25 protein-coding genes are annotated in these 15,347 nt (G+C 37.3%); all 25 read right to left on the bottom strand.

Going from position 1 to position 15,347, the window contains the following annotated elements:
- Positions 1-42 precede the first annotated feature (42 nt).
- Positions 43-1,962 carry a molecular chaperone DnaK gene (gene dnaK, locus P0Y49_01745; GenBank protein ID WEK19876.1) on the bottom strand — a complete coding sequence of 640 codons (1,920 nt, stop codon included), beginning with the start codon at positions 1,960-1,962 and terminating at the stop codon, positions 43-45.
- A 168-nt stretch (positions 1,963-2,130) separates the two neighbouring features.
- The gene (locus tag P0Y49_01740) at positions 2,131-3,327 is read right to left on the bottom strand and encodes an SAM-dependent methyltransferase (GenBank protein ID WEK19875.1); all 1,197 of its coding nucleotides are present in this window, start codon (positions 3,325-3,327) and stop codon (positions 2,131-2,133) included.
- A gap of 102 nt (positions 3,328-3,429) precedes the next feature.
- Entirely contained in the window at positions 3,430-3,954 is a 525-nt protein-coding gene (rplQ, locus tag P0Y49_01735; protein ID WEK19874.1) for a 50S ribosomal protein L17, read from the bottom strand.
- Between the two features lie 89 nt (positions 3,955-4,043).
- Positions 4,044-5,036: a DNA-directed RNA polymerase subunit alpha gene (locus P0Y49_01730; GenBank protein ID WEK19873.1), complete on the bottom strand. Its 993-nt coding sequence runs from the start codon at positions 5,034-5,036 to the stop codon at positions 4,044-4,046.
- A gap of 79 nt (positions 5,037-5,115) precedes the next feature.
- Complete coding sequence (rpsD, locus tag P0Y49_01725; protein ID WEK19872.1) at positions 5,116-5,724, bottom strand: 30S ribosomal protein S4; 609 nt, start codon at positions 5,722-5,724, stop codon at positions 5,116-5,118.
- 65 nt (positions 5,725-5,789) lie between these two features.
- Complete coding sequence (gene rpsK / locus P0Y49_01720) at positions 5,790-6,179, bottom strand: 30S ribosomal protein S11 (protein WEK19871.1); 390 nt, start codon at positions 6,177-6,179, stop codon at positions 5,790-5,792.
- A 21-nt stretch (positions 6,180-6,200) separates the two neighbouring features.
- Complete coding sequence (gene rpsM, locus P0Y49_01715) at positions 6,201-6,578, bottom strand: 30S ribosomal protein S13 (GenBank protein ID WEK19870.1); 378 nt, start codon at positions 6,576-6,578, stop codon at positions 6,201-6,203.
- Between the two features lie 84 nt (positions 6,579-6,662).
- A complete protein-coding gene (gene ykgO, locus P0Y49_01710) occupies positions 6,663-6,779 on the bottom strand; it encodes a type B 50S ribosomal protein L36 (protein WEK19869.1) in 117 nt (38 codons plus the stop codon).
- Position 6,780: 1 nt separating this feature from the next.
- Entirely contained in the window at positions 6,781-6,999 is a 219-nt protein-coding gene (gene infA / locus P0Y49_01705) for a translation initiation factor IF-1 (GenBank protein WEK19868.1), read from the bottom strand.
- A gap of 71 nt (positions 7,000-7,070) precedes the next feature.
- Positions 7,071-7,856 (bottom strand): type I methionyl aminopeptidase, encoded by a 786-nt coding sequence (map, locus tag P0Y49_01700; protein WEK19867.1) that lies wholly within the window; start codon positions 7,854-7,856, stop codon positions 7,071-7,073.
- Positions 7,857-7,864: 8 nt separating this feature from the next.
- Positions 7,865-9,202, bottom strand: a complete 1,338-nt coding sequence (gene secY / locus P0Y49_01695; GenBank protein ID WEK19866.1) for a preprotein translocase subunit SecY — start codon at positions 9,200-9,202, stop codon at positions 7,865-7,867.
- A 3-nt stretch (positions 9,203-9,205) separates the two neighbouring features.
- Positions 9,206-9,652, bottom strand: coding sequence for a 50S ribosomal protein L15 (gene rplO, locus P0Y49_01690; GenBank protein ID WEK19865.1), 447 nt, complete (start codon positions 9,650-9,652; stop codon positions 9,206-9,208).
- 113 nt (positions 9,653-9,765) lie between these two features.
- Entirely contained in the window at positions 9,766-9,945 is a 180-nt protein-coding gene (gene rpmD / locus P0Y49_01685) for a 50S ribosomal protein L30 (GenBank protein WEK19864.1), read from the bottom strand.
- 4 nt (positions 9,946-9,949) lie between these two features.
- Positions 9,950-10,468 carry a 30S ribosomal protein S5 gene (rpsE, locus tag P0Y49_01680; protein WEK19863.1) on the bottom strand — a complete coding sequence of 173 codons (519 nt, stop codon included), beginning with the start codon at positions 10,466-10,468 and terminating at the stop codon, positions 9,950-9,952.
- 18 nt (positions 10,469-10,486) lie between these two features.
- The gene (rplR, locus tag P0Y49_01675; protein WEK19862.1) at positions 10,487-10,840 is read right to left on the bottom strand and encodes a 50S ribosomal protein L18; all 354 of its coding nucleotides are present in this window, start codon (positions 10,838-10,840) and stop codon (positions 10,487-10,489) included.
- Positions 10,841-10,845: 5 nt separating this feature from the next.
- Positions 10,846-11,403, bottom strand: a complete 558-nt coding sequence (rplF, locus tag P0Y49_01670) for a 50S ribosomal protein L6 (protein WEK19861.1) — start codon at positions 11,401-11,403, stop codon at positions 10,846-10,848.
- Positions 11,404-11,421: 18 nt separating this feature from the next.
- Complete coding sequence (gene rpsH / locus P0Y49_01665; protein ID WEK19860.1) at positions 11,422-11,820, bottom strand: 30S ribosomal protein S8; 399 nt, start codon at positions 11,818-11,820, stop codon at positions 11,422-11,424.
- A gap of 115 nt (positions 11,821-11,935) precedes the next feature.
- Positions 11,936-12,205 carry a 30S ribosomal protein S14 gene (gene rpsN, locus P0Y49_01660; protein WEK19859.1) on the bottom strand — a complete coding sequence of 90 codons (270 nt, stop codon included), beginning with the start codon at positions 12,203-12,205 and terminating at the stop codon, positions 11,936-11,938.
- The gene (gene rplE, locus P0Y49_01655; protein ID WEK19858.1) at positions 12,205-12,771 is read right to left on the bottom strand and encodes a 50S ribosomal protein L5; all 567 of its coding nucleotides are present in this window, start codon (positions 12,769-12,771) and stop codon (positions 12,205-12,207) included. The genes rpsN and rplE overlap by 1 nt, the downstream gene beginning before the upstream one ends.
- Positions 12,771-13,082: a 50S ribosomal protein L24 gene (rplX, locus tag P0Y49_01650; GenBank protein ID WEK21765.1), complete on the bottom strand. Its 312-nt coding sequence runs from the start codon at positions 13,080-13,082 to the stop codon at positions 12,771-12,773. Before rplX ends, rplE begins: the two co-directional genes overlap by 1 nt.
- A 28-nt stretch (positions 13,083-13,110) precedes the next feature.
- A complete protein-coding gene (gene rplN, locus P0Y49_01645; GenBank protein WEK19857.1) occupies positions 13,111-13,479 on the bottom strand; it encodes a 50S ribosomal protein L14 in 369 nt (122 codons plus the stop codon).
- 1 nt (position 13,480) lies between these two features.
- Positions 13,481-13,735, bottom strand: a complete 255-nt coding sequence (rpsQ, locus tag P0Y49_01640) for a 30S ribosomal protein S17 (GenBank protein WEK19856.1) — start codon at positions 13,733-13,735, stop codon at positions 13,481-13,483.
- A 13-nt stretch (positions 13,736-13,748) separates the two neighbouring features.
- Complete coding sequence (rpmC, locus tag P0Y49_01635; GenBank protein WEK19855.1) at positions 13,749-13,958, bottom strand: 50S ribosomal protein L29; 210 nt, start codon at positions 13,956-13,958, stop codon at positions 13,749-13,751.
- 72 nt (positions 13,959-14,030) lie between these two features.
- On the bottom strand, positions 14,031-14,453 hold the full coding sequence (gene rplP / locus P0Y49_01630) for a 50S ribosomal protein L16 (protein ID WEK19854.1): 423 nt from the start codon (positions 14,451-14,453) through the stop codon (positions 14,031-14,033).
- Between the two features lie 38 nt (positions 14,454-14,491).
- Complete coding sequence (gene rpsC, locus P0Y49_01625) at positions 14,492-15,343, bottom strand: 30S ribosomal protein S3 (GenBank protein ID WEK19853.1); 852 nt, start codon at positions 15,341-15,343, stop codon at positions 14,492-14,494.
- Positions 15,344-15,347 lie beyond the last annotated feature (4 nt).

Below are 15,347 nucleotides of genomic sequence, written 5' to 3'. Positions count from 1 at the left end.
TCAAATGATCAAGGGCCTTTCCTTTTATATAGCTTCAACAATTTACTTTTTGTCGTCTTTAACTTCTTCAAAGTCTACATCAGTAACGTTATCGCCACCATCAGCAGCATGTTGTCCGCCAGCCTGACCTTCTGCACCAGCTTCTGGCTGTGCACCGTCCTGACCACCTTTATACATCTCTTCTGAAGCAGCATTCCATGCATTCTGCAATTCTTCCTGAGCAGCATCAATATCAGCAAAGTTTCTTGCCGCATGTGCATCTTTAAGTTTTTTCAAACCTTCTTCAATAGGTGCTTTTTTATCAGCAGAAAGTTTATCACCAAACTCTTTTAATTGTTTCTCAGTAGAGAAAATTAAAGCATCAGCACCATTGATTTTTTCCGCTTCTTCTTTAGCAGCTTTATCTGCATCAGCATTCTTTTCAGCTTCGTCTTTCATTCTTTTGATCTCTTCATCAGTTAAGCCTGAAGAAGCCTCAATGCGAACTTTTTGTTCTTTACCAGTAGCCTTATCTTTAGCACTCACATGTAAGATACCGTTAGCATCAATATCAAACGCTACTTCTACCTGAGGAACACCACGAGGAGCTGGTGGAATACCATCTAAAATGAAACGACCAATTGTACGGTTCTGAGCAGCCATTGGGCGCTCTCCCTGTAAAATATGGATCTCTACAGAAGGCTGGTTATCAGCAGCAGTAGAGAAAGTTTCCGCCTTTTTAGAAGGAATAGTAGTATTAGCTTCAATCAACTTAGTCATTACACCACCCATAGTCTCAATACCTAAAGAAAGTGGGGTAACATCCAATAACAATACATCTTTAACTTCTCCGGTTAATACACCACCTTGAATTGCAGCACCAATAGCTACAACCTCATCAGGATTTACACCTTTAGATGGCTCTTTACCAAAGAAAGCTTTTACTGCATCCTGAATAGCAGGAATACGTGTAGAACCACCAACTAAGATAATTTCATCAATATCACTTGTTTTTAAACCAGCATTTTTCAACGCAGATTTACAAGGTTCGATTGTACGCTTAATTAAATCACCAACCAATTGCTCAAATTTAGCACGGCTTAATGTTCTAACAAGGTGTTTAGGTCCTGTTGCATCAGCAGTGATATAAGGAAGGTTAATCTCAGTTGAAGTAGTGCTTGAAAGCTCAATTTTAGCCTTCTCAGCAGCTTCTTTTAAACGTTGTAATGCCATTGGATCCTGGTGAAGATCCATGCCGTTTTCGCTTTTAAATTCTTGAGCTAACCATTCAATAATTGTGTGATCAAAATCATCACCACCTAAGTGAGTATCACCATCAGTAGATTTAACTTCAAATACACCATCACCCAATTCAAGTACAGAAACGTCATGCGTACCACCACCGCAGTCAAACACAACAATTTTCATGTCTTTATGAGCTTTATCCAAACCATAAGCTAAAGCAGCTGCAGTTGGCTCATTAATGATACGTTTTACGGTTAAACCTGCAATTTCGCCTGCTTCTTTCGTAGCCTGACGTTGCGCATCATTAAAATAAGCAGGAACCGTAATAACGGCCTCAGTTACTTCCTGGCCTAAGAAATCTTCAGCAGTCTTTTTCATTTTCTGCAAAATCATTGCAGAGATCTCCTGAGGAGTATATTTACGGTCGTCAATCTCAACACGAGGTGTATTATTGTCGCCTTTAACAACTTTATATGGTACGCGGCCCGCCTCTTTAGTAACCTCAGCAAAGCTGTTACCCATAAAGCGTTTAATCGAATAGATTGTTTTTGTTGGGTTGGTTATGGCCTGACGTTTAGCCGGCTCACCAACTTTACGCTCACCATTTTCTGCAAATGCAACAATGGATGGCGTAGTACGTTTACCCTCACTGTTGGCTATAACTACAGGTTCGTTACCTTCCATTACGGCTACGCAAGAGTTTGTTGTTCCTAAGTCTATACCAATAATTTTTGACATGTTATTTATCTCTGTTTATGTTATGAAATCTTTTATTATTTATATCTGTTTAACAAGCAATGTGCCAATTGAGTTTTGGCAGAAAATCATCCTTGCAAACAATAATTAACGAATTTTATGGCCGAAAGCGGTTACAAAAATGTGACACTATGACAGAAATGCATATAATTACTGGCGCTCCAGCTCAAATAATCTTTCCAAATGATGATATCCAATTCCAAAATAAGCTTTAGCATCCCTGATCTTCTGCAGAATTTCGTCTTTGTGCTTTGCTCCTTTATCCTTCATCTTAATTCCTACCACCAATACATTTTTAGGGGTATGCGCGTCGGAGATGAATTCAAACACTTTTGTCTTATACCCAAAATATTCAAGTATCAGTGCCCTTAGCCCATCAGTTACCATTTCCGCTTGTCGTTCCATGAAAATGCCATACTGAGTTAAAAAAGAAACATCATTTTTAACCTTGTGCTTTTCCATCTCCCTCCTAATCTGTTTATGGCAGCATGGCGCAACAACAATCAGTTTCGCATTCGCCTTAATACCTTTGTAAATCGCATCATCTGTAGCTGTATCACAAGCATGCAATGCGATCAGCAAATCGATAGCCGGAACAGCATAATCCTCTATCGTGCCCTGAATAAAGTCCAATTGGCTAAAACCTGATCGTTCTGCAATAGCATTACACAAAAGCACAAGATCCTCCCGATATTCAACCCCTGTTACGTGTATCTTTTCCTCCATCAGCTGCTGAAGATAATCATACAATGCAAAAGTAAGGTAGCCTTTACCGGATCCCATATCCACAACCCTCTTCACACTACCCGCCGGTAATTCTTTGATCAGGCTATTCAAAATCTCGATATATTGATTAATCTGTTTGTACTTATCCTGAGCATTCTTAAAAACATTGCCATCTGCATCGGTCAATTTAAGCTCAGTTAAATAGCTTTTTCCATGAGGCAGGATTAAACGTTTCTTTTCCTTATTATGAGATAAACTCACCACTACTGGTTTCACCAAAGCCTTTTCTCGTAAGGTGATCAATTGCTTTTTACCATATTCAAGAATAACCTCCTTTTCAGTACTAAATAAAGTCGCAATCTTAAAATCATTGCTGATGAAATTTGCCACTAAGGTAATCCCCTCACTTATGGAAAAATTCTTGATGATATCCCTTGTTTTATAACGATAAGTAAACGAAAGCATATCTGCTCTTTTAATCTTCACCCTTCGAATATAAATGTTCCTTAATTCCTTTTCATTTCCCTGGTAATTTCCCATTGAAATTTTAACAAATGTGTTGTCTCCCACGCTTTGTGAAAGCAGATCCTTGAATTGCTGTAAATAAACTTGATTGGACATGAAAATTGATTACCCTGCAAAGATAACCTTTTGGAAAAGGAATAAAACAAAAAACCCCGTCCGAATCGAACAGGGTTTTCTATATTATGATAAGGGAATAAATTATTCGCCTTTATCTTCTGCTTTTTCTTCAGCTACTGGAGCTTCAGTAGTAGCTTCTTCAACTACCGTTTCTGCTTTAGCAGCAGGGGCATCAGCTTTTTTCACTTTGCTTCTACCACGACGAGTTGTTTTCTTTTCAGCAGATTCTGCTTCTTTACCATAAACCTCATTGTAATCAACCAGTTCAATTAACGCCATTTCAGCGTTATCACCTAAACGATTGTTCAATTTAATGATTCTGGTATAACCACCCGGACGGTTAGCAACTTTCGCTGCAACATCACGGAACAATTCAGTAACAGTTTCTTTATCTTGCAAATAGCCAAATACAATACGACGAGAATGTGTAGTATCAGATTTAGATTTTGTAATAAGAGGCTCAACATACATACGCAAAGCTTTTGCTTTAGCTAAAGTTGTTGAAATCCTTTTATGCTTAATTAACGATGAAGCCATGTTAGCCAACATCGCTTTACGATGTGAATCTGTTCTTCCTAAGTGGTTTACTTTTTTACCGTGTCTCATTTTTTGATTTATTCAGTATATACCGTCTCTATGAATTTAATCCGAGGGAATTATATACTATTAACAATATTGTTATTTATATTTTGTACTTATTCTTCGTCCAATTTAAACTTTGACAAGTTCATGCCAAAAGATAAACTTTTAGATTTAACAAGTTCTTGTATCTCTGTTAAAGATTTTTTACCGAAGTTTCTGAATTTTAACATATCAGCCACATCATAAGAAACCAGATCAGCTAAAGTGCGTATATCAGCTGCTTTTAAGCAGTTCAATGCACGAACTGAAAGATCTAAATCAACTAATTCAGTTTTTAAGATCTTACGCATATGCAAGATTTCCTCATCAACTTCTTTAGTCTCTTCTTTAGCTTGAGACTCTAATACTAAATTCTCATCAGAGAACAACATAAAGTGCTGGATTAAAATTTTTGCAGCTTCTTTAAGTGCTTCTTCAGGATGGATAGAACCATCTGTAGAGATATCTAATATTAATTTTTCATAATCTGTTTTTTGCTCAACACGATAGTTTTCAATCGTGTATTTTACATTTTTCATTGGAGTGAAGATCGAATCGATTGCGATCACACCAACAACAGCATCATTGATTTTATTTTCCTCAGCAGGCACATAACCACGTCCTTTATTGATGGTTAATTCCACTTCTAAAGTAACAGATTTCTCCATGTTACAAATAACGAAATCAGGGTTAAGCACCTCGAAGTTGTTAGAGAATTTAGTAATGTCACCAGCTAAAAACTGCTCCTGTCCATTAACTAAAATAAAAACTTTCTCTGAATCGCCAGCATCTCCTGTTTTTTTGAAACGTACTTGTTTTAAATTAAGAATAATTTCTGTCAAATCTTCTACAACACCTTTCATTGTAGAGAACTCATGAGATACGCCTGAAAAACGAATACTTGTAATGGCATAACCTTCTAAAGAAGAAAGCAATATTCTTCTTAAGGCATTACCAATTGTTACACCGAAACCGGGCTCTAAAGGGCGGAACTCAAATGTACCATCGAAATCAGTTGATTTCTGCATGATTACTTTATCGGGTTTCTGAAATGCTAAAATTGCCATTTATAATGTTTTTAGATCGTTATTAAATATATGTAACGTAAAAAAGTTAATTGCCCATAAAGGCAATTAACTAAATATATTACTTAGAGTATAACTCTACTATAAGGTTTTCTTTGATATTTTCTGGTATCTCGTCGCGATTAGGATAAGCTAAGAACTTACCTGTTAATTCACTTGCATTCCAGTCTAACCAATTGAATTTATTGATCACTCTACCAGCTACTGAATTAGTAATAGCTTCTAAAGTTTTAGACTTTTCACGCACTGCGATAACATCACCAGATTTCAATTGATATGATGGTATATTTACTACCTCACCGTTAACTGTTACGTGTTTATGGCTAACTAACTGACGAGCAGCTGAACGTGTTGTAGCAATACCTAATCTGTAAACTGTGTTATCTAAACGAGCTTCTAATAATTGTAATAAGTTATCACCTGTAATACCTTCACGTGAAGACGCTTTAGTAAATAAGTTACGGAATTGACGCTCTAATACACCATAAGTATATTTCACCTTTTGCTTTTCCATTAACTGTACTGCGTACTCAGACTGCTTACCTCTTCTTTTTGAAGCACCATGTTGCCCAGGAGGGTAGTTTTTTCTGTCTAGTACTTTATCAGGACCAAAAATTGGTTCTCTGAACTTACGGGCGATTTTGGACTTTGGTCCTGTATATCTTGCCATTGCTTTTCGTTTTAAAGTATCATACAACCTTACGCTGCAGACTCTTAGCTTTAAAAATTAATAAATTAAACTCTTCTCTTCTTAGGAGGACGACATCCATTGTGTGGAAGCGGTGTAATATCTTTGATTGAGGTTACTTCGATACCTGAAACTTGCAATGTTCTAATTGCAGATTCACGACCAGAACCAGGACCTTTAACAAAAACGTCTACTTTACGTAAACCTAAGTCAAATGCTACTTTACCGCAATCAGATGCAGCTTGACCTGCCGCATAAGGAGTGTTCTTTTTAGAACCTTTGAATCCCATTTTACCTGCAGAAGACCATGAAATAGTTTGACCATTGTTATTTGTTAGGGTAACAATGATATTGTTAAAAGTAGCATTGATGTGCGCCTGTCCAACAGGCTCAATAACAACAATACGCTTTTTGGTAACTTTTTTACTCTTAGCCATAATTATTATTCAGTACTAATTTTATTTAGTAGCTTTTTTCTTGTTTGCAACTGTTTTTCTCTTGCCTTTACGTGTACGAGAGTTGTTCTTAGTACGTTGACCACGTACAGGCAAACCTTTTCTGTGACGTAAACCACGGTAACAACCGATATCCATTAAACGTTTAATGTTCAATTGAACCTCTGAACGTAAAGCACCTTCTACTTTAACGCCGTCGTTAATGATGGTACGAATTGCTGATAACTCATCATCAGACCAATCCTGTACTTTCTTGTTAAAATCGATACCTGCTTCCGTTAATATACGTTGTGCAGTTGATTTACCTACTCCGAAGATGTAAGTTAATCCAATCTCGCCTCTTTTGTTTCTTGGTAAATCAATACCTGATATCCTTGCCATATTTTATACTAATGTTTGATTATTTGATTGTACTACAGATTGAGTAACCTGTACATCCAATCTATATCATACTTCAATAATGTCTTAACCTTGACGTTGCTTAAATTTAGGGTTTTTCTTGTTGATAACATAAAGTTTACCTTTACGACGAATAACCTTGCAATCAGCACTACGTTTTTTAATTGATGACCTAACTTTCATTTTATTTATATCTATAAGTAATCCTGCCCTTTGATAAATCGTAAGGCGACATCTCTAATTTGACTTTGTCCCCTGGTAAAATTTTGATATAATGCATCCTCATTTTCCCAGAGATATGAGCGATAATCTCGTGGCCATTTTCCAATTCTACACGGAACATAGCATTTGATAGTGCTTCTCTTATTACACCGTCTTGTTCAATCGAGGCTTGTTTAGCCATATAATATTGATTTTTACTTAATTAGCTGCTATTAAACAGGGTTGCAAAATTAAATAAAAAAATTTAATTATTTACTTTTTTTCTTTTAAAACTTCTTCAATAAATGAAAAGGTTGATAAAACGTCTGCATTACCCTTTTTTACTGCAACAGTGTGTTCAAAATGAGCTGATGGCTTATTATCCAAGGTGGTAACAGTCCAACCATCAGTCCAGAATTTAACTCCTGCTGTACCTGCATTGATCATTGGTTCGATAGCAATAACCATGCCTTCTTCAAGTTTAATTCCACTCCCCCGTCTACCATAATTAGGTACCTCAGGTTTTTCATGTAATTTAACACCAACACCATGACCAACTAACTCTCTTACTACTCCAAATCCATTTGCTTCAGCATAAGCCTGCACTGCATATCCAACATCACCTATTCTAGAACCAACTACTGCCTTTTCAATTGCAAGCTTCAAGCATTCTTGTGTAACATCTACCAGCTTCTTCCGTTCCGCATCAATCTCACCGATCGAAAAAGTATAAGCAGAATCACCAAAAAAGTTATTCTTAATTACCCCACAATCAACAGAGATCAAATCACCTTCTTGAATTACGTAATCACCAGGAAAACCATGAACAACTTGCTCATTCGGCGAAATACATAAAGAATAAGGAAACCCGTTATAGTTTAAAAAAGCAGGTATAGCACCATGGTCTTTAATAAACGTCTCTGCCAGATCATTTAGCTTTTGAGTGGAAACACCGGGACCAATAACTTTGGCTACTTCAGCCAAAGTCTTTGATACCAGTAAAGAACTTTCTCTAATGAGTTCTACTTCTTCTTTTGATTTATAATAGATCTTAGACATTCTATATATTAAATCACAGCATTACTACCACTCGTTTCAGGAATTCCTGTACGACCGGTAACTCTACCTGTTTTCATTAATCCATCATAATGACGCATCAACAAATAACTTTCAATCTGTTGTAACGTATCCAAAACAACGCCAACTAAAATCAATAAAGATGTTCCTCCATAAAAATGTGCAAACTCAGATTTGATTCCAAATTTAACAGCTATTGAAGGAAGGATCGCAATGATAGCTAAGAAAATTGCTCCTGGGAACGTGATCTTAGAAATCACATCATCAATAAATGATGATGTAGCTAATCCTGGCTTGATACCAGGGATAAATCCACCATTCTTCTTCATATCATCCGACATTTGAGTTGGATTAACAGTTATTGCAGTATAGAAGAATGTAAATGCAATAATTAAAAATGCAAATGTTAAACTATATGCTAATGAGGTATAATCACTAAACTGAATCAACCAGGTATTCTGTAACGAAGGGAAGAACCCTGTTAACGTTGCAGGAATAAACATTAATGCCTGAGCAAAAATGATTGGCATTACACCGGCAGCATTAACCTTTAATGGGATATACTGTCTTACTCCTCCGAATTGTCTGTTACCAACAATTCTTTTCGCATACTGAACAGGAACCTTGCGTACACCTTGAACAATCATGATGGTAAACATCACAACCGCAAAAAGCGCAACAATTTCAAGAACAAGCGCAATCAATCCACCACCTTCACCAACAACTCTTGAGCTTATTTCCTGTGACAATGCTACAGGTAAACGGGCAATAATACCAACCATAATGATTAGTGAAATACCGTTACCAATACCCTTATCTGTAATCTTCTCACCTAACCACATCACAAACAATGTACCAGCAGCCAAAACAAAGGTTGCAAGCACAAAGAATAAGCCATGATCAATAATGATAGCTTCAGTAGGAACTTGAGTTTTAACATAACCAATCGCCTGAACAGCGGTAATGGCTACAGTTAAATAGCGTGTAATCTGATTAAGTTTCTTTCTTCCGCTTTCACCCTCCTTTTGCATTTTCTGAAAAGAAGGAACGGCAATACCTAATAGCTGAACTACAATAGAGGCTGAAATATAAGGCATAACACCCAAGGCCAATATAGATACCCGTGAGAATGATCCCCCCGCAAACATATCCAATAGACCTAAAATGCCTGACTTTGTATTATCGCCTAAAAGTGTTGCGTCTACACCTGGTAAAACCACGTGAGATACAAACCTATAAACTAAAAGAATTACGAGCGTATAAACTATACGCTCTTTTAATTCTTGAATTTTCCAAATATTACTTAAAGTAGTAAACAGCTTCTTCATTAATTACAATTTTTCGATTGAGCCTCCAACAGCCTCAATAGCTTTTTGTGCGGTTGCAGAAAAAGCATGTGCTTTAACTTCTATCTTAGATTTAACTTCACCACGACCTAAAACTTTAACTAAGTCGTTTTTAGATGCTAAACCATGTTGTTGCAAGATAGCAAAATCTATGGTTGTTAAGTTAAACTTTTCTGCCAAACCTTGCAATACGTCTAAGTTTACACCAACGTATTCAACACGGTTAATAGGTTTGAAACCTACCTTAGGTACACGGCGTTGTAATGGCATCTGACCACCTTCAAAACCGATTTTGGTTTTGTGACCAGAACGTGATCCAGCACCTTTGTGACCACGAGTGGAAGTACCACCGCGACCAGAACCAGTACCACGACCAATTCTCTTACTATTTTTAGTAGAACCTGCTGCAGGTTTTAAATTACTTAAGTTCATTTCTTGAAACTTATTGTGCTGCCCTTCGCTTTCACTAATCAGGGCAACGGTGAAACAATATACAAAGGTTGCAAATGTAATTATATTAACTACATTAACAACCTTTTTATAAATTATATACTCTCAATTGCTATTAAGTGATTCACTTTTCTAACCATTCCTATAATGGCTGCAGTGGCTTCAACTTCTACGCTTTGGTTCATTTTAGTTAAACCTAAAGCTTGCATTGTTCTTTTTTGGCGTTCGCTTCTGTCGATAATGCTTTTTACCTGGGTTATTTTGATCTTAGCCATAATATTATCCGTTAAAAACTTTATTTAAATCAACACCACGTTGCTGTGCAACAGTGTAAGCATCACGCATTTTAGTTAAAGCATCTACAGTTGCTTTTACCACGTTGTGAGGATTTGATGAACCTTTTGATTTTGCAAGTACGTTATGTACACCAGCACTCTCTAATACAGCACGCATCGCACCACCAGCAATAACTCCGGTACCAACTGCTGCAGGTTTAATTAAAACAAAACCTCCAGAAAATTTACCGATCTGCTCGTGAGGTACAGTACCATTTAACAAAGGAACTTTTACCAAGTTCTTTTTAGCATCATCAATGCCTTTAGCAATTGCTTCTGTTACCTCTTTCGCTTTACCCAATCCGTAACCCACGATTCCGTTCTCATCTCCAACAACCACGATGGCTGAGAAGCTGAAAGTACGACCACCTTTGGTTACTTTGGCTACGCGCTGTATGCTAACTAAACGATCTTTTAATTCGATCTCGCTAGTCTTAACTCTTTTTATATTGATAGTTGACATTCTTATCTAATTTTCAGATTAAAATTCTAAACCAGCTTCGCGAGCACCTTCTGCCAACGATTTAACGCGACCATGGTACAAATAGCCATTTCTATCGAAAACAACTTGTTTAATACCTGCTGCGATTGCTTTTTCAGCCACTAATTTACCTACAGCTACTGATTGCTCAGATTTATTGCCTGTACCTGAAAAATCTTTAGATAAAGATGAAGCTGATACAATTGTGCTACCGGTTACGTCGTTAATAATTTGAGCATAAATCCCTTTATTGCTTCTATAAACCGATAAACGTGGACGGTCTTCAGAACCTGTTAATCTTTTTCTGATACCTTTTTTTATACGATCTCTACGAGATAATTTTTTCCCTGCCATGATGATTATTTTTTAGAAGCTGATTTACCTGCTTTTCTTCTTAACACTTCGCCTACAAACTTGATACCTTTACCTTTATATGGCTCTGGTGCACGTAACGAACGGATTTTTGCCGCTACTTGTCCGATCAATTGTTTGTCAATACTTTCTAAAATAATTTTAGGAGTCTGACCTTTTTCTGAGGTTGTAGTCACTTTAATCTCTTCCGGTAATTGGAACACATAGTGGTGAGAAAAACCCAAAACTAAGTCTAAAGTGTTTCCTGTGTTTGTAGCACGGTAACCAACACCTACCAGTTCTTGAGAAATTTTATAACCTTCTGTTACACCAATAACCATATTATTGATCAAAGCACGGTATAAACCATGTAATGCTTTGTGTCTTTTTTGATCTGATGGACGTTGTACAGTCAACACACCATCTTCTTGACTTACAGTGATATCTGAATCCACTGCTTGAGTTAATTCTCCTTTAGGACCTTTAACAGTTACTACGTTATCTTTAGCTACCGTAACCATTACGCCTGCAGGTACATTAATTGGGGCTTTTCCTACTCTTGACATTTTGCTATCCTCCTTTAATTAATAAACGTGACACAAAACTTCGCCACCAATGTTTAGTTTAGCAGCTTCTTTATCTGTCATAACACCTTTAGATGTAGACAAAATTGCAATACCTAAACCGTTTAATACTCTTGGCATATTCTCTACGCCGGCATACTGCCTTAAACCTGGTTTGCTAATACGTGTTAACGTGCGGATAGCAGGAATTTTAGTGATCGCATTGTATTTCAAAGCGATTTTAATTATTCCTTGAACCGTAGTGTCCTCAAATTTGTAGTTAGCGATGTAACCTTTGTCAAAAAGTACTTTAGTAATTTCCTTTTTCAGGTTTGATGCAGGAATCTCTACAATTCTGTGATTTGCCTTAATGGCATTTCTTACTCTTGTAAGATAATCTGCTATTGGATCTGTATTCATTGTTATATAATTGTGATAGTGGTTTCCTTCCCGACCTATTCGAGACGACCTTCCATCGGTTAATGTTTTTGTTTATCGCTTAAGGAATTGAACCTTAAACAGAAGTAAGCTGGGGTTACCAGCTTGCTTTTCTTACTCCAGGAATTTTTCCTGCTAAAGCCATATCACGGAACAATACCCTTGATATACCGAAAGTACGCATATATCCACGAGGACGACCAGTTAATTTACAACGATTGTGTAAACGTACTGCTGATGAGTTTTTTGGTAACTTATCTAGTCCTTCGTAATCACCTGCAGCTTTAAGTTCTGCACGTTTCTCTGCATATTTAGCAACCAATTTTTGGCGCTTAATTTCGCGAGCTTTTACTCCTTCTTTTGCCATTATTGCTCTGTTTTTTGATTTTTAAATGGTAACCCAAATTGTTTTAAAAGTTCCAATGCCTCAACGTCAGTAGTAGCAGATGTTACAAATGTAATATCCATACCTAAAATCTTGTTGATTTTATCGATGTTGATCTCAGGGAAGATGATTTGCTCAGTTACACCTAAAGTGTAATTTCCTTTACCATCAAAACCTTTATCATTGATACCTTTGAAATCACGGATACGTGGCAAAGCTACGGAAATTAAACGGTCTAAAAACTCATACATGTTGTTATCACGTAAAGTTACACGTACACCTACTGGCATACCTTTACGCAATTTAAAGTTTGAGATATCTTTTTTAGATTTTGCGCCTACTGCTTGCTGACCAGCGATTGTACTCATCTCTAAAATAGAGCTGTCCATAATCTTTTTGTCAGTTACAGCGAAACGACCAACACCCTGGTTGATAGAGATTTTCTCCAACTTAGGAACTTGCATAACGCTTTTGTAATTGAACTTATCTTTAAGTGCCGTTACAATTTCCTCTTTATATTTACTTTTTAATCTTGGTACGTAAGCCATTATTTGATCTCCTCTCCTGATTTTTTAGATACCCTAACCAATTTCCCATCAGCATTAAGCTTTCTGCCAACGCGCGTAGTTGCACCTGTTTTAGGGTCAATCAGCGCTACGTTAGAAATATGAAGAGCAGCCTCTTTTTTAATGATACCACCATTAGGGGTAGCAGCATTTGGTTTTGTATGTTTTGATACAAGGTTAACACCTTCTACAAGTATTCTGCTTTTAGAAACCAATACTGAAAGTACAGTTCCTTGCTGACCTTTTGAATCGCCGGCGATAACCTTTACTAAATCACCCTTACGGATTTTTATTTTTGGTGTAGTTACTTTATTTTTCATTTTATAATACCTCCGGTGCTAATGATACAATTTTCATGAATTGTTTTTCACGCAGTTCTCTCGCTACCGGGCCAAAAATACGTGTACCGCGCGGCTCATCTTGTGCATTTAATAATACTGCTGCATTGTCGTCGAAACGGATGTAAGAACCATCTTTACGTCTGATCTCTTTCTTTGTTCTTACAACAACTGCTTTAGAAACTGTTCCTTTCTTAATGTTTCCAGAAGGTAATGCACTTTTCACGGTAACAACGATTTTGTCACCAATAGAAGCATATCTCTTTCCAGTACCACCAAGTACACGGATAACCAATACTTCTTTTGCGCCGCTATTATCGGCTACGTTTAATCTTGATTCCTGTTGTACCATGTTATTTAGCCCTTTCTAAAATTTCCACTAATCTCCAGTTCTTGTTTTTACTCAGCGGACGAGTCTCCATGATCAGTACTGTATCTCCAATACCGCAATCGTTTTTCTCGTCATGAGCCATAAATTTGGTAGTTTTCTTAACAAACTTACCATAGATCGGGTGTTTCACTTTACGTTCTACCGCTACAACAATAGATTTATCCATCTTGTTGCTTACCACCAACCCGGTTCTTGTTTTTCTTAATTGTCTTTCCATTTCGACTCTAAAGTTATTTAGTTTCAGTAGCAGACTCCGCTTTACGCTTAGTCACTTCAGTATTTAATCGGGCAATATTTCTCCTAACCTTGCTAATGCGGCTTGGGTTTTCTATAGCCGAAATTGTATGCGCAAACTTTAACTTAACTAAGTTTTCTGTCTCTTCTGCAATCCTGGCTACTAGCTCTTCTTGTGAAAGCCCTGTAATTTCTGAGTTCTTCATTTTATTAATTTTTATTTTGCGGGTCCAGAGGTTGTAATAACAAGTTACTTACAACATTCAACCCTACACTAATTATGCTTCTACGTAATCTCTACGTACTACAAATTTTGTTTGGATCGGTAATTTTTGAGCTGCTAAACGCATTGCTTCTTTAGCAACTTCTAAAGGAACACCCTCTGCTTCAAAAATGATGCGTCCAGGTCTAACTACGGCTACCCAATATTCAGGAGCACCTTTACCTTTACCCATACGTACCTCAGCTGGTTTCTTAGTCACCGGTTTGTCCGGGAATATTCTAATCCATACCTGACCTTCACGTTTCATGAAACGAGTTACGGCGATACGGGCTGCCTCTATCTGACGACTGGTAATCCAGGTCGACTCTAAAGATTTGATCCCAAAAGACCCGAATGATAATTCAGCACCACGAGTTGCTAAACCTTTCATTCTGCCCTTCTGCATCTTTCTGAACTTCGTTCTTTTTGGCTGTAACATTTTATTTTAATATTATCGTAAAACGATTTGTTAACTAATTATTTACGAGGACCTCTGTTCTGAGAATTTCCACCTCTATTATTTCCTGCACCAGGACCGCCTTGACCAGGGCCTCTTCCGCCACGATTACCACCACCGCGGTTATCGTTTCTTCTGTCGCCACCGCCACGGTTATCTCTGTCTCTACCGCCAAAAGCACCTTCTGGTCTGCCACCTTTGCCTGGAGCATTGCTCGTTGCACCGATGTTTGGAGAAAGATCACGTTTACCGTAAACCTCACCCTTACAGATCCATACTTTAACACCTATTTTACCATAAGTAGTTAAAGCCTCTGCTAATGCATAGTCAATGTCTGCACGGAAAGTATGCAAAGGAATTCTTCCTTCTTTATACTGTTCGCTACGAGCCATCTCAGCACCACCTAAACGACCAGAAGTCATAATTTTGATACCTTCAGCACCCATACGCATTGTTGATGCGATAGTAGATTTCATTGCTCTACGGAATGAGATCCTTGCTTCTAATTGTTTTGCAACACCTTCTGCTACTAATTGTGCATCAAGCTCAGGACGTTTAATCTCAAAAATGTTGATTTGAATTTCCTTTTTAGTCAATTTCTTCAACTCTTCTTTGATCTTATCAACCTCAGCCCCTGCTTTTCCAATCACAATACCTGGACGAGCAGTGTGGATTGTAACCGTAATACGTTTCAACGTACGCTCGATAACAACTTTTGATACACCACCTTTTGCGATACGTACAGAAAGGTATTTTCTTATTTTTTCGTCCTCAACTAATTTATCAGCATAGTTGTTGCCACCGAACCAGTTAGAATCCCAACCTTTGATGATTCCTAACCTGTTACCTATTGGATGTGCTTTTTGTCCCATTTCT

This window comes from Candidatus Pedobacter colombiensis, from assembly GCA_029202485.1.
In the GTDB taxonomy this organism is placed as follows: domain Bacteria; phylum Bacteroidota; class Bacteroidia; order Sphingobacteriales; family Sphingobacteriaceae; genus Pedobacter; species Pedobacter colombiensis.
This window is presented reverse-complemented; position numbering and strand designations above follow the sequence as displayed.

Coding starts and splice junctions, on each gene's coding strand:
- rplR (WEK19862.1), bottom strand. CDS start 10,840: ATGGCAGGGAAAAAATTATCTCGTAGAGATCGTATAAAAAAAGGTATC.
- rpsC (WEK19853.1), bottom strand. CDS start 15,343: ATGGGACAAAAAGCACATCCAATAGGTAACAGGTTAGGAATCATCAAA.
- map (WEK19867.1), bottom strand. CDS start 7,856: ATGTCTAAGATCTATTATAAATCAAAAGAAGAAGTAGAACTCATTAGA.
- rpsH (WEK19860.1), bottom strand. CDS start 11,820: ATGAATACAGATCCAATAGCAGATTATCTTACAAGAGTAAGAAATGCC.
- rpmD (WEK19864.1), bottom strand. CDS start 9,945: ATGGCTAAGATCAAAATAACCCAGGTAAAAAGCATTATCGACAGAAGC.
- P0Y49_01740 (WEK19875.1), bottom strand. CDS start 3,327: ATGTCCAATCAAGTTTATTTACAGCAATTCAAGGATCTGCTTTCACAA.
- secY (WEK19866.1), bottom strand. CDS start 9,202: ATGAAGAAGCTGTTTACTACTTTAAGTAATATTTGGAAAATTCAAGAA.
- rplN (WEK19857.1), bottom strand. CDS start 13,479: ATGGTACAACAGGAATCAAGATTAAACGTAGCCGATAATAGCGGCGCA.
- rpsQ (WEK19856.1), bottom strand. CDS start 13,735: ATGGAAAGACAATTAAGAAAAACAAGAACCGGGTTGGTGGTAAGCAAC.
- rplP (WEK19854.1), bottom strand. CDS start 14,453: ATGTTACAGCCAAAAAGAACGAAGTTCAGAAAGATGCAGAAGGGCAGA.
- rplE (WEK19858.1), bottom strand. CDS start 12,771: ATGGCTTACGTACCAAGATTAAAAAGTAAATATAAAGAGGAAATTGTA.
- infA (WEK19868.1), bottom strand. CDS start 6,999: ATGGCTAAACAAGCCTCGATTGAACAAGACGGTGTAATAAGAGAAGCA.
- P0Y49_01730 (WEK19873.1), bottom strand. CDS start 5,036: ATGGCAATTTTAGCATTTCAGAAACCCGATAAAGTAATCATGCAGAAA.
- rplO (WEK19865.1), bottom strand. CDS start 9,652: ATGAACTTAAGTAATTTAAAACCTGCAGCAGGTTCTACTAAAAATAGT.
- rpsD (WEK19872.1), bottom strand. CDS start 5,724: ATGGCAAGATATACAGGACCAAAGTCCAAAATCGCCCGTAAGTTCAGA.
- rpmC (WEK19855.1), bottom strand. CDS start 13,958: ATGAAGAACTCAGAAATTACAGGGCTTTCACAAGAAGAGCTAGTAGCC.
- rpsM (WEK19870.1), bottom strand. CDS start 6,578: ATGGCAAGGATATCAGGTATTGATTTACCAAGAAACAAAAGAGGCGAG.
- rpsK (WEK19871.1), bottom strand. CDS start 6,179: ATGGCTAAGAGTAAAAAAGTTACCAAAAAGCGTATTGTTGTTATTGAG.
- dnaK (WEK19876.1), bottom strand. CDS start 1,962: ATGTCAAAAATTATTGGTATAGACTTAGGAACAACAAACTCTTGCGTA.
- rplQ (WEK19874.1), bottom strand. CDS start 3,954: ATGAGACACGGTAAAAAAGTAAACCACTTAGGAAGAACAGATTCACAT.
- rplF (WEK19861.1), bottom strand. CDS start 11,403: ATGTCAAGAGTAGGAAAAGCCCCAATTAATGTACCTGCAGGCGTAATG.
- ykgO (WEK19869.1), bottom strand. CDS start 6,779: ATGAAAGTTAGGTCATCAATTAAAAAACGTAGTGCTGATTGCAAGGTT.
- rpsE (WEK19863.1), bottom strand. CDS start 10,468: ATGTCAACTATCAATATAAAAAGAGTTAAGACTAGCGAGATCGAATTA.
- rpsN (WEK19859.1), bottom strand. CDS start 12,205: ATGGCAAAAGAAGGAGTAAAAGCTCGCGAAATTAAGCGCCAAAAATTG.